12 protein-coding genes are annotated in these 11390 nt (G+C 72.2%); 6 read left to right on the top strand and 6 right to left on the bottom strand.

What is annotated here, in order from left to right; all coding sequences use genetic code 11:
• Positions 1-36: 36 nt before the first annotated feature.
• Complete coding sequence (locus AB0I15_RS60360; RefSeq protein WP_358118352.1) at positions 37-876, top strand: aminoglycoside phosphotransferase family protein; 840 nt, start codon at positions 37-39, stop codon at positions 874-876.
• Between the two features lie 121 nt (positions 877-997).
• A complete protein-coding gene (locus AB0I15_RS60355) occupies positions 998-2227 on the top strand; it encodes a TauD/TfdA family dioxygenase (protein WP_358118350.1) in 1230 nt (409 codons plus the stop codon).
• Positions 2228-2232: 5 nt separating this feature from the next.
• Here AB0I15_RS60355 and AB0I15_RS60350 read toward each other — a convergent pair whose 3' ends face one another.
• Both AB0I15_RS60350 and AB0I15_RS60345 read right to left on the bottom strand, forming a co-directional pair.
• Positions 2233-3072, bottom strand: coding sequence for an SDR family NAD(P)-dependent oxidoreductase (locus AB0I15_RS60350; protein ID WP_358118348.1), 840 nt, complete (start codon positions 3070-3072; stop codon positions 2233-2235).
• 123 nt (positions 3073-3195) lie between these two features.
• Entirely contained in the window at positions 3196-3786 is a 591-nt protein-coding gene (locus AB0I15_RS60345; RefSeq protein WP_358118347.1) for a TetR/AcrR family transcriptional regulator, read from the bottom strand.
• A 167-nt stretch (positions 3787-3953) separates the two neighbouring features.
• Between AB0I15_RS60345 and AB0I15_RS60340 the strand changes: the two genes are divergently transcribed.
• Positions 3954-4775: an alpha/beta hydrolase gene (locus AB0I15_RS60340; protein ID WP_358118391.1), complete on the top strand. Its 822-nt coding sequence runs from the start codon at positions 3954-3956 to the stop codon at positions 4773-4775.
• A 134-nt stretch (positions 4776-4909) separates the two neighbouring features.
• Here AB0I15_RS60340 and AB0I15_RS60335 read toward each other — a convergent pair whose 3' ends face one another.
• The 4 genes from AB0I15_RS60335 to AB0I15_RS60320 all read right to left on the bottom strand — a co-directional run bounded on the left by AB0I15_RS60335 (position 4910) and on the right by AB0I15_RS60320 (position 8443).
• Positions 4910-5554, bottom strand: coding sequence for a response regulator transcription factor (locus tag AB0I15_RS60335; RefSeq protein WP_358118345.1), 645 nt, complete (start codon positions 5552-5554; stop codon positions 4910-4912).
• Positions 5542-6783 (bottom strand): sensor histidine kinase, encoded by a 1242-nt coding sequence (locus AB0I15_RS60330; RefSeq protein ID WP_358118343.1) that lies wholly within the window; start codon positions 6781-6783, stop codon positions 5542-5544. The genes AB0I15_RS60335 and AB0I15_RS60330 overlap by 13 nt, the downstream gene beginning before the upstream one ends.
• 66 nt (positions 6784-6849) lie before the next feature.
• On the bottom strand, positions 6850-7533 hold the full coding sequence (locus tag AB0I15_RS60325; protein ID WP_358118342.1) for a GntR family transcriptional regulator: 684 nt from the start codon (positions 7531-7533) through the stop codon (positions 6850-6852).
• Positions 7534-7561: 28 nt separating this feature from the next.
• The gene (locus AB0I15_RS60320) at positions 7562-8443 is read right to left on the bottom strand and encodes a dihydrodipicolinate synthase family protein (RefSeq protein ID WP_358118340.1); all 882 of its coding nucleotides are present in this window, start codon (positions 8441-8443) and stop codon (positions 7562-7564) included.
• Positions 8444-8519: 76 nt separating this feature from the next.
• On the opposite strand from AB0I15_RS60320, the gene AB0I15_RS60315 reads away from it, so the two are divergent.
• From AB0I15_RS60315 to AB0I15_RS60305, 3 genes are all read left to right on the top strand, one after another.
• A complete protein-coding gene (locus AB0I15_RS60315; RefSeq protein ID WP_358118338.1) occupies positions 8520-9830 on the top strand; it encodes an MFS transporter in 1311 nt (436 codons plus the stop codon).
• On the top strand, positions 9827-10858 hold the full coding sequence (locus AB0I15_RS60310) for a dihydroxyacetone kinase subunit DhaK (protein ID WP_358118336.1): 1032 nt from the start codon (positions 9827-9829) through the stop codon (positions 10856-10858). Before AB0I15_RS60315 ends, AB0I15_RS60310 begins: the two co-directional genes overlap by 4 nt.
• Positions 10855-11390 (top strand): DAK2 domain-containing protein (locus AB0I15_RS60305; protein ID WP_358118334.1); only part of this gene is annotated, 536 nt, incomplete at its 3' end. The genes AB0I15_RS60310 and AB0I15_RS60305, both read left to right, overlap by 4 nt.

Below are 11390 nucleotides of genomic sequence, written 5' to 3'. Positions count from 1 at the left end.
AACCCCTGATGTGGAGTTACCTTGACGCTTCCTCCTGTGCCACGGCTCGACGTGCAGCAGCATCTGCGTGAGTTGCCGGTGCCGTTGGTCTATGAGGGGCCTTGCCCTGGGGGGCAGGTCGGGGCGGCGTACGTGCGCTGGCCGGATGGGCGCCGGTCGGTGCTGACTCGGGGGCCGGACGTGCGTGAGTTGCTGGCGGTGGCCCGGGAGGCGGGCATTCCGGCGCCGGCGTACGAGCTGGTGCGTACGCCGATCGTGGTGCAGGAGCTGCTTCCCGGTGTCGTGGCGCGGCAGCCGTCGGCGGTGACGGTCGAGTCGATGGTGGAGATCAACCGGCGGTGCCGTGGGCTGTTGGCGGGGCGTACGGATCTGCCGGCGTTGCGGCTGTACCTGCGTGAGGACGGGCCGGGCTTCTGCCTTCATGGTTCGCTGCGTGACTATGACGGGCGTACGCGGCGGTTGCTCGGTGAGGTGGAGGAGATCGGCCGGGCCTTTCCCGACACGCTCGAGGGTGATGATCTGGTGCACTCCGACTTCCATCCGGAGAACGTGCTGGTGGACGCCGAGGGGCGGGTCAGCGGGGTGATCGACTGGGATGGCGCTGGGCGGGGGAACGCGGACTTCGACCTGTGCACGCTGCGCTTCGATCTGGCGAGGCGTGCGCCGGAGCTGCAGGTGGAGGTTCCGGAGTCGGTGGTTTCAGCGGAGGTGGGGAGTTCGGCGGACGTGATGGAGCCGGTGGAGGTGAAGGAGTCGGTGGCATTGGTCTGCTGGGCGCATATGAGCCTGCGGCTGGTTGATTGGGCGATTCGTCATTTCGGGGCCGCTGATGTCACGGCCTGGCTTGAGGTGGCGCGCCGGCTGCGGCCTCGGTAGCACGGTGGGTTTCTGCTGTGGGTGAAGGTGTTCCGCCGTGGGCGATGACGGGGTGCGGTGGGTGGCGGGGCACGGGAGGGTGGGTGAGAGGAGGCCGACCGAGACGAGGGGCGGTGGCGTGATGGCGGACGCTGAGGCGGCGGGGTCGCGTGAGTGGTGGGCCGATGCTGCGGTTGCGGGATTAGGTGAGCGGCGGGCGGACGCAGGGGCGGTGGGGGAGCGGAAGCCGGATGCGGGGGCGGCGGGGGAGTGGTCGGCGGATGCTCGGGTGGTGGGGTCGGGGGAGTGGCTGGCGGCCGATGTTCGTGGCGACGACGGCTGGAAGGTGCGGTTGGGGGAGGGGCATCGGCGCGAGGTGCTGGAGGCCGTACGAGCGGTGGCGGTGCGGGAGTCAGGGTCGGTAGCGGCGGGGGACCTTGGGACGGTGAGGGTTGGGTTGCCAGCGGCTGGGTTGCCAGCGACTGAGTTGCCGGGTGCTGAGTTGCCGGGTGCTGAGGCGGCGAGGTCGAAGGCGGTGGGGGTTGGGTTGGCGGGGTTGAAGGCGGGAGGGGATGAGAGGGCGGGGGATGGGGCGGCGGAGGGCTTGTGGGAGGGGTATTGGTTGCCGACGTTGGGGCCCGTGCTGCGTCAGGTTCGGGAGGAGCTCGTGGGCGGGCGCGGGTTTGTGCTGCTCCAAGGGGTGCCGGTCGAGGAGATGAGTGAGCGGGAGCGTGAGATCGCGGCGCTCGGGCTCGGCTGTCATGTCGGCGGGATCGTTGCGCAGATGGCGGGCGCGCCGGTGATGCACGTGCGTGACACGGGCGCCGACCCCGCGCAGGCCCGGACCCGCAGTTACGAGCACAGCGGGCGGCTCGGCTACCACAGTGATCCGACGGACGTGGTGGCCTTGCTCTGTGTACGCCCGGCGAAGTCGGGTGGCCTGAGTGCCATCGTCAGCTCGGTGGCGGTGCACAACGAGGTCGCACGTACGCGTCCCGACTTGCTGGAGGTGCTGTATGAGCCGTGGTGGCACGATCGGCGCACCGGTGACGAGCCGGACAGCTTCTACACCAAGCCGATCTGTGTGCGGAGGGAGGGTGGCGGGGTGTCGGTGGCGTACGGGCCCGACTACATTCGCTCGGCGCAGCGCGGAGCCGTGGTGCCGCCGTTGAGCGCGGCGCAGCGGGAGGCGATGGAGTTGCTCGATCGGCTGACGAACGACGCGCGGTTCGTGCTGACCATGGATTTACGAGAGGGGGACATGCAGTTCCTGAACAACCACGTGGTGCTGCACAGCCGTACCGCTTACGAGGATGATCCGGAGCGGCGGCGGCATCTGCTGCGGCTGTGGTTGACGGTCAGCCGCCCGTGAAACGGTCAGCCGCCCGTGAAGGGGAGCCGGGTGGGGTTGTCGCCGTTGAGGAACTGGGTCGTGCGGTGCCGGATGTGGTCGTCGAAGTCGTGGTGGGTCAGGACGTAGAAGCGTTGTTCGCGGATGGCTTGGAGCACGTGCCCGCCGATGGTCCGTGGGCTGGCGCCGAGTTCGAAGGCCTTGCGGGCGGCGTCGAAGTCCCAGTCGGCGGGGAACGGGCCGGCGTCGGGGAAGCGGGCGGGGCGGTTGCGGTGGGAGTCGGCGATGTTGGTGTCGACGAGGCCGGGGCACAGGACGGAGACGCGGGGTTTGAGCCCGCCGTCGACGAGTTCGAGCTGTACGGTCTCCGACAGCGTGAGCACGCCCGCCTTGGTGACGCCGTAGAGGGAGCCACCGGTCATGAGGCCGGCCAGGGAGGCGGTGTTGACGATGTGGGCGTCCTCGTCCTGCTCGATCATGATGGGCAGGAAGGTACGGATGCCGTGGACGACGCCCATGAGGTTGACGCCGAGGATCCAGGCCCAGTCGTCGAGGGTGCTGTCCCAGCTCGGCCGGCTGCCGGTGTGGACGCCCGCGTTGTTGCACAGCACGTGGACGGCGCCGTAGGCACCGAGTGCGGCCTCGGCGAGCGCGGTGACGTCGCCGGCCTGTGACACGTCGGCGGCCACGGCGTGGACGTCGGCGCCGCTGTCGCGCAGGGTGGCCGTGGTGGCGTGCAGGGCGGGCTCCTCGACGTCGCTGAGCACCACGCGCATGCCCGCCTCGGCGAACGTCTCGGCCATGCCGCGGCCGATGCCGCTGGCGGCGCCGGTGATGACGGCGACTTTGTGTCGCAGGTGTTCCATCGTGCCTCCGGATGATGCCGGGACCTGGTCAGGCAGACAGACTAGGAAAGGAGCGGCCGGACGACATCCGTCTGTGAGCCGATGTTTTCCGGCGCCCGCGCGGTTACCGTGAAAATGGCGGCGTCAGCGGGTCCAGGTGTCGGCCAGGTCGGCCAGGGCGTTGAGGGCCGCTTCGACGCGGTCGGTGTCGCCGGTGGTCAGATAGTCGATCTGCAGGCCCGCGTAGGCGGCGTTGAGCAGGGTGGCGTTGCGTAGCGCGACCTCTTCGGGCACGCCGTGGGCGCGCAGCACGCCGGCGACGAAGCCGGCGCGGTCGCCGAGCATTCTGGGCACGTACGGGCCGGTGAGGCGGCCGGCGGCCGACAGGCCCTCGATCTCGTGCAGCAGCCTGACCATGGGCAGGTCCTCGTTGATGTGCCAGGCCCATGAGGCGCGTACGACGTCGCCGAGACTGCTCCCCGTCGCGGTCCCGGTCGCGGTGCTGGTGTCGGGCAGGGTGCGTAGGCGGGTTTTCTGGCGTTGGTCGAGGTGGGCGAGCACGGCGCTGATCAGCTCGTCCTTGCCGGCGAAGTGGTGGGTGAGCACGTACGTGCTGTGGCCGAGGGCCTTGGCCAGGGGGCGCAGGGAGAGCTGGGCGATGCCGTGCTCGGCCAGGTAGTCGACGATCGCGTCGAGCAGTTCGGTACGGCGCTGCGGATCGCGGGGCCTGGCCACGTCGTCCCCCCTTCTCGGACGAGCCCGCCTGCCGGGCCGTTCCCGCAGGTGAGCCTATTCCCATGACGACTGTTTTGCTCCGTTTACATGACAGTCGTTATGCTAACTCTCCCAGCTGACCCTGCACGGCGGTGACCTGCGCCCCGGGAAGGACACCCGTGACCACCATGACCGAGAGTTTCGCGACCGTGCGCGGCCTGCGCCTGGCCTGGCTCGACTCCCGCCACACCACCACGTCGGGCACGACAGGCACGTCGGGCACGACGGTCCTGGCGTTGCACGGCCACTTCGGCCGGGCTCGCGCGTTCGCGCCGCTCGCCGCCGCCCTGGCCCCCGATCACCGAGTGATCGCCCTCGAACAACGCGGGCACGGTCACAGCGAGCGCGGTGACGGCGACTTCAGCCAGGACGCCTACGTGGCCGACGCCGCCGCGTTCCTGCGCGGGCTCGGCGTGGGTCCCGTGGTGGTGCTCGGCCACTCCATGGGCGGGGTGACCGCGTACCTGCTCGCCGCCCGCCACCCCGACCTGGTCCGCGCGCTGATCGTGGAGGAGGGCGGCGCGCTCAACCGGCGGCCCGAGATACCGCACCCCGTCCTCGACGTAAGCGGCTGGCCCCGCCGCGCCGCCACTCTGCACGAGCTGCGCCGAGCCATCGAGGCCCGTGGCGTCCCCGACGCGAGCTACTTCCTGGAGAGCGCGGTCGAGCATCCCGACGGCTGGGGCCTGCTGTTCGACTACGACGACATGATGGCCTCCCAGCAGGCCCTCGTCGGCGACTGGTGGCCAGGCTGGCTCGCCTCCACCTGCCCGGCCCTGCTCGTGCACGGCCTGGACAGCTTCGTCCTGCCCACCACCATGGCCAGGGAGATGGCCGCGCGCCGGCCGGGCACGGTCCTGCGCGAACTACCCGGAGCAGGGCACTGGGCGCACGACGACGCCCCCGCCGCCTTCGCGACCGCCGTCCAGGAGTTCCTCGACAGCCTGTGACGGTCGCCGTGCGAGACGGCCCATGACGGCCGCCGCACGAGCCGCCCGGGACGGTCGCCGAATGAGACGGTCTGTGACGGCTGCCGTGCCAGACAGCCCGTGACGGTCGTCGTACCCGAACAGGGTGTGGTGGGTCAGGTGCTGTCCAGGTAGGCGAGTACGGCGAGCACCCGGCGGTGGCCGCCTTCGGCGGGTGGCAGGCCGAGCTTGGAGAAGATGTTGCCAACGTGCTTGTGCACGGCGTTGTCGGTGATGAACAGCCGCTGGCCGATGTCGTTGTTGCCCATGCCCTGGGCCATCAGCGTGAGCACCTCCCGCTCGCGCGCCGTGAGCGCGTCGACCGCGTGGGTGCCGCCGCCGGCCAGGAGCTGGGCGATGACTTCGGGGTCCATGACGGTGCCGCCCGCGGCCACCCGGCGCAGGCCGTCGACGAACTCGCTGACCCGGCTCACCCGGTCTTTGAGCAGGTAGCCGACGCCGCCCCGGCCGTCGGAGAGCAGCTCGCGCGCGTAGACCTTCTCGACGTACTGCGACAGCACGAGCACCGGCAGCCCCGGATGCGCGCGCCGGATCTCCAGCGCGGCCCGGATGCCCTCGTCGCGGAAGGACGGCGGCAGCCGGACGTCGACGATCAGCGCGTCGGGCCGGTGCCGGTCCACGGCCTCGACCAGGCCGGGATGGTCGATGACGACGGCGGCGACGTCGATGCCCTTGGTGCCGAGGAGGAGTTCGAGCCCGGCGGAGAGCAGGACGTTGTCCTCCGCGATCACGACGCGCACGGCAGCTCCACCGATACGGAGGTCGGGCCGCCGGGCGGGCTGGTGACGATCATGATTCCGTCGAGGGCGGCGACCCGGCGCCGGATGCCGATGACGCCGGTGCCGCGGCTCTCGTCGACGCCGCCGATCCCGTCGTCGGTGACCTCGACCAGCAGCCTGCCGCCGTCGCGGGTGATCCGTACGCGTACTTCGGTGGCGCCGCTGTGCTTGGCGGCGTTGGTGAGCGATTCGGCCACGATGAAGTAGGCGGCGGCCTCGGCCGCGGCGGGCAGGCGGCCGAGCTCGCCGAGATCGAGCGAGGCGGGCACGCCGGCGCGGGCGGTGAGCGCGGACAGCGCGCCGGGCAGCCCCCGGTCGGCGAGGATCGGCGGATACATGGTACGGATCACGTCCCGCAGCTCCGTCATGGCCTCCTCGGCGCCTTCGTGGGCCTCCCGCAGCAGGTCGGCCAGCGCGCCGGCGTCGTCGGGCAGCGATTCTCTGGCCACCCCCAGCCGCATGGCGATGGCGACCAGCCGGGCCTGTGTGCCGTCGTGCAGGTCTCGTTCGATGCGGCGCAGTTCGGCGCCGTGGGCGTCCAGCACACCCGCGCGGCTCTCGGTCAGCTCGCCGACCCGCTCGCTCAGCCGGTCCTGCTCGGAGGGTTCGAGCGCGGCCAGGCAGGCGTTGGCGTGGAAGGCCGCGAGCCGGGGCACCGCCCAGTACGCCAGCGCCGCGAACCCCCCGCCCTGGACGACCACCATGGCCACCGCGCTGCCCCACCCGGTCACCGGGACGACGCCCAGCAGCCGCAGCGGCGCGTCGGCGGGGAACACCCACCACAGCGGGCCCGCGAGCACGGCGTACACCGGCATGCCGAGGCAGGCCAGCGCGGCCAGTCCCGCCGGGATGCCCGTCACGATGTTCCGGAGCGTCCAGCGCAGGTCACGCCTGGTCTGCGGGGCGCGGAGCGCCTGGCGCCAGCGCGCGAGCGTCCCCTCTCCCAGGTCCAGGGGCCGGGGGGACACCGGCCGGTCCAGGAGCGCGGCGGCGCGGCGGCGATGCCACTCGGCCCACCACCGCAGCCCGCCCACCGCCCGGGGGAACAGGACGAGCCCGAGGCCGCCGAGCCCGGTCGACAGCGCCGCCGCCGTCAGCAGCGGCGGGACCAGCAGGGTGGCCATCGCGGCGGGTAACCCGGTCAGGAGGTAGCGGCCGCCCCGCCACAGGTTCTGGAGTCGTTCACGCACGGGACCAGTGTGGCCCGCCGTGACCGGTGGGCGCACTACAGCGGGCTGTAGTGGGCCGGAGGGGGATCAGGTGGTGATGGCCTTGGAGTCCATGTCGGCGATCGTCCACTCCTCGACCTCGTCGAGGTGCACGGCCGCGGCCTGCTGGGCGGTCGCGCCGTCCCTGGCCGCCATGGCGTCGAGGATCTCCAGGTGGCGCCGGGTGGATCCGGCGATGCGGTGCGGCCCGGTCGCGCCGAGCACGCGCAGCCACTGCACGAACGGCTCGGTGGAGGAGCGCGCCCTGATCAGGCGGGCGTTGCCGGTGGCCGCGACGATCTCGTTGTGCAGGCGGCTGTCGCTGGCGAAGAACGGCTCGTAGTCGCCCCGCTCGGCCTGTCGCAGCGCCTCGACCGCCTCCGCGCGCAGGTCGGCGATCCGCTCTTGGGGCATCGAGCCGGCCGCGATCCCGGTGGCGACCCACTCGATGCCCTTGCGGAGCTGGCACACCTCGTGCACGTCGGTGACGCCCGGCCGGGCCACGAAGGTGCCCGACCGGGGGCGCGTCACGATGAGCTGGTCGTGTTCGAGGCGGGCCAGTGCCTCGCGTACGGGAGTGCGTGAGACGCCGAACTCCGTCGCGACCGCCTGCGGGTCGAGCCGGGATCCGGGCGCGTACGTCCCACCGGTGATCCTTTCGCAGAGGATCCGGTAGAGCTGCTCAGCGATCGACTCCACGACCAGGGACGAGCCCTTCGTCAGAGGCGGCACTATGTCTCCCTTTGCGGATGTGTGACGGCTAGGCGATCAGATTAGCCGCGCGCAGCGCCGTGGCGATGCGCTCGCGGGCGGCGGGATCGGCGGGCGCGAACGGCTTGCGCGGACGCCCGCCGTCGCGGCCCTGCAACTGCAGCGCGGCCTTGAGCGTGGCCGGCAGGTTGGGGCCGTCGATGGCCCGCCACACGGTGAGGATGCGCTCGTGCAGCCGCCGCGCGAGGTCGTGGTCGCCGGCCTGGACGGCGTCCCACAGCTCGACGCTGAGCCGGGGGGTGACGGTGGGGATGGCGGCCAGCGCGCCGTGGGCGCCGAGCATGAACGCCGGGTAGTGCAGGTCGTCGAGGGCGGCCAGGATCGTGAACCGGTCGCGCACCCGGGCCAGCAGGTCGACCAGCAGGTGCATGTCGCCGCCGCTCTGCTTGACGGCGACGAGCTGCGGCACCTCGGCCAGCCGCTCGATCGTCTCCACCGGCACCAGGGCCCACGGCACCACGTTGTAGAGCACGATCGGCAGCCCGACCCGCTCGCCGATCTCCCGGTAGTAGGCGACGGTCTCCTCGGCCGAAGGGGAGAAGACGTAGTGCACGGGGGTGATCTGCAGCGCGTCCACGCCCGCCTCCTTCAGCGCCAGGGAGTAGCGGATCACCTGGGCCGTGGAGTTCTGGATCACGCCGGCGATCACCGGCACCCGCCCGGCGACCTCCTCGACCACCGTGCGGCAGATGTCGACGCTCTCCTCCAACGACAGGGTCTGGCCCTCGCCGGTGCTGCCGCACGCGCAGATCGCGGTCACGCCCGCGTCGAGCAGGTATTTGACCTCCGCGCGCAGCAGCTCGAGATCCACCTGGTCGTCGTCGTCGAACGGCGTGACGACGGTCGAGATCATCCCGTGCAGATCCAGCATGAAGACTCCAGGTCCTTGATGTTGCGGTGTTGTTAAATCTAGTGTCTGATATATCAGACTACCAGAAGGGAAGCCGATGGACAGCTCGATCAGCGACGCCGCACCACCACGGGCGCCCGGCCGCACGCCGCTCAAACGCGTCGTGTGGGCCAGCGCCCTGGGCACGACCGTGGAGTACTACGACTTCACCCTGTACGCCACCACCGCCGCCCTCGTCTTCAACGACGTCTTCTTCCCCGCCGAGACGCCGCTGGTCGGCACGCTGGCCGCGTTCGCCACGTTCTTCGTCGGTTACCTGGCCCGCCCCCTCGGCGGCCTGATCTTCGGGCACTTCGGCGACAAGCTGGGCCGCAAGAACGTCCTGATCATCACGATGCTCATGATGGGCGCCGGCACGTTCGCCATCGGCCTGATCCCCTCCTACGACTCCATCGGCGTCGCCGCGCCGCTGCTGCTGGTGCTCATCCGGCTCGTGCAGGGCCTCGGCATGGGCGGCGAGTACGGCGGCGGCGTCCTCATGGCCCTGGAGTACAGCCCGCGCGAGAAGCAGGGCCTGTCCACCTCGCTGGTGCACATCGGCACCCCGGCCGGCGTGCTGCTGCCGGTCGGCCTGGTCACCCTGCTCGACACCTTCCTGCCGGAGGGCACATACGAGGCGTGGGCCTGGCGCCTGCCGTTCCTGGTGAGCATCGTGCTCATCGCGGTCGGCTTCTACATCCGGCTGCACCTGAGCGAGAGCCCGGAGTTCGTCAAGATGCGCGCCGAGCGCGACGTGCACACCGTGCCGGTCAAGGAGCTGTTCGGGCGGCACGCGGGCGACGTGGTGCTGTCCATCCTCGCCAAGATCGCCGAGAGCGGCCTGTTCAACGTCTACTACGTGGTCGCCATCGCCTACGTCACCACCGAGCTGGGCCAGCCGCGCGGCCCCGTGCTGCTGGCCGTGCTGATCGCCTGCCTGGTGGAGTGCCTCACGCTGCCGCTGTTCGGCGCGCTGTCGGACCGGATCGGGCGGCGCCGCGTCTACATTGCGGGTGCGGTGTTCCAGGCGGTGCTGGCCGTGCCGTTCTTCCTCATGGTGCAGACCGGCGACTTCGCGCTGACCACGATCGCGATGGTGCTCGGCCTGGCGGTGGGGCACGGAGCCATGTACGGCGCGCAGGCCGCGCTGTTCGCCAACCTGTACCCGGTCCACGTGCGCTACACCGGGCTGTCGGTCACCCAGCAGGTGGGGGCCACACTCGGGGGCGGCCTCGCGCCGCTGGCGGGCACCGCGCTGCTGGCCGCGGCGGGCGGGCACTGGACGTGGCTGGTCGCGTACATGATCGGGGTGGCCGTCCTGTCCAGCCTGGCGGCGAGCCGCCTGCACAGGGGCGAGGTGACGGCATGAGCGCGCTGTTCGTCCCCGGCGACGCGGTCACCCCGGCGCTGCGCGGCTTCGCCCGCGCCCACGCCGGCCTGGTGGAGCTGCGCGAGGACCCCGTCCACCTGCGCGCCCGCGAACGCGACCCGCGCCGCGTCGTCGGCCTGGTCTCCGGCGGCGGCTCCGGCCACGAACCGCTGCACGCCGGCTTCCTCGGCCGCGGCATGCTCGACGCGGTCGCGCCCGGCCAGGTGTTCGCCTCCCCGCACAACCGGCAGGTGCTGCAGGCCAGCCTGGCCGCCGCCGGGCCCGAGGGCGTCCTGCACATCGTCAAGAACTACACCGGCGACCGCATCAACTTCGGCATCGCCGCCGAGCGCCTGCGCCATGAGGGCGTCGAGGTACGCCGCGTCCTCGTGGACGACGACCTGGCCACCGACGACGCCCACAGCGCGACCGGGCGGCGCGGCACCGGGGCGACCGTCGTGGTGGAGAAGCTGCTCGGCGCCGCCGCCGACGAGGGGCGGGGCCTGGAGGAGCTGGCCGGGCTGGGCGCCGCCGTCGCCGCGGCCTCCCGCAGCCTGGCCGTCGCCGCGCGCGCCCAGACCTCCCCGCACACCGGCGGCCCGGCCTTCGAGCTGGGCCCGGACGAGCTGGAGTACGGCGTCGGCATCCACGGCGAACGCGCCGCCACCACCATCGCCCGGCCGCCCCTGGACGAGCTGCTGCCGCGCATGGTGGACGAACTCCTGGCCGGCCTGCCGCCCGGCCCCGGCGACCTGCTGGTCCTGGTCAACGGGCTCGGCGCGACCACCCAGCTCGAGCTGTACGGGATCTTCGAGCAGGTGGCCGGCGACCTCGAGGGGCGCGGGCTCGGCGTGCGGGAGTCGCTCGTGGGGACGTACGTGCCCGCGCTGGACATGGCCGGGTTCTCGCTCACGCTGACCCGCCTGCACGAGGGGTGGCGCGAATGGTGGCACGCCCCGGCCCGTACGCCCGCTTTCCCGTCCCCGGAGACCGCCTGCCGGCCGACCGACGCCCAGGAGACACGATGACCGCGCCCGCACTGCGCCGCTACGCCGAGGCCGTGGACGCCGCCCACGGCGAGCTGACCCGTCTCGACCAGGCCAGCGGCGACGGCGACTTCGGCGACAACCTGCGCGCCGGCCTGCGCCGCGTCCTGACGGAACTGGACGCCGCACCGGACGCGGCATCGGGCGCCGCACCAGACGCGGCACAGGGCCCGGCACAGGGCCCGGCACAGGGCCCGGCACAGGGCCCGGCACAGGGCCCGGCACAGGGCGCGACGGAGGGCGCGGAGGCGGCCGGGCATGGGTTCGACGTGGCGGGCCGGGTGTTCCTCGACGAGGTGGGCGGCACCAGCGGCCCGCTGTTCGGGCTGCTGTTCACCGAGCTGGCCCGTGCCCTGGACGAGGACCCGCGGACGGGCTGGGCGCGGGGGGCGGCCGCCGGGCTGGCCGCCATCCAGCGGGTGGGGGAGGCCGAGGTCGGCGACCGTACCCTGGTGGACGCGCTCGCCCCGGCGGTGGCCGCGCTGGAAGGCGGCGCCGGTCTCGCGGACGCCGC

Origin of the sequence: Nonomuraea sp. NPDC050643 (genome assembly GCF_040654715.1) — a bacterium.
Lineage (GTDB): Bacteria > Actinomycetota > Actinomycetes > Streptosporangiales > Streptosporangiaceae > Nonomuraea.
This window is presented reverse-complemented; position numbering and strand designations above follow the sequence as displayed.

What these genes read in the sequence shown, in the direction of transcription:
- AB0I15_RS60315 (WP_358118338.1), top strand. Translation starts at nt 8,520, where the DNA reads ATGGACAGCTCGATCAGCGACGCCGCACCACCACGGGCGCCCGGCCGC.
- AB0I15_RS60340 (WP_358118391.1), top strand. Translation starts at nt 3,954, where the DNA reads ATGACCGAGAGTTTCGCGACCGTGCGCGGCCTGCGCCTGGCCTGGCTC.
- AB0I15_RS60350 (WP_358118348.1), bottom strand. Translation starts at nt 3,072, where the DNA reads ATGGAACACCTGCGACACAAAGTCGCCGTCATCACCGGCGCCGCCAGC.
- AB0I15_RS60355 (WP_358118350.1), top strand. Translation starts at nt 998, where the DNA reads ATGGCGGACGCTGAGGCGGCGGGGTCGCGTGAGTGGTGGGCCGATGCT.
- AB0I15_RS60310 (WP_358118336.1), top strand. Translation starts at nt 9,827, where the DNA reads ATGAGCGCGCTGTTCGTCCCCGGCGACGCGGTCACCCCGGCGCTGCGC.
- AB0I15_RS60320 (WP_358118340.1), bottom strand. Translation starts at nt 8,443, where the DNA reads ATGCTGGATCTGCACGGGATGATCTCGACCGTCGTCACGCCGTTCGAC.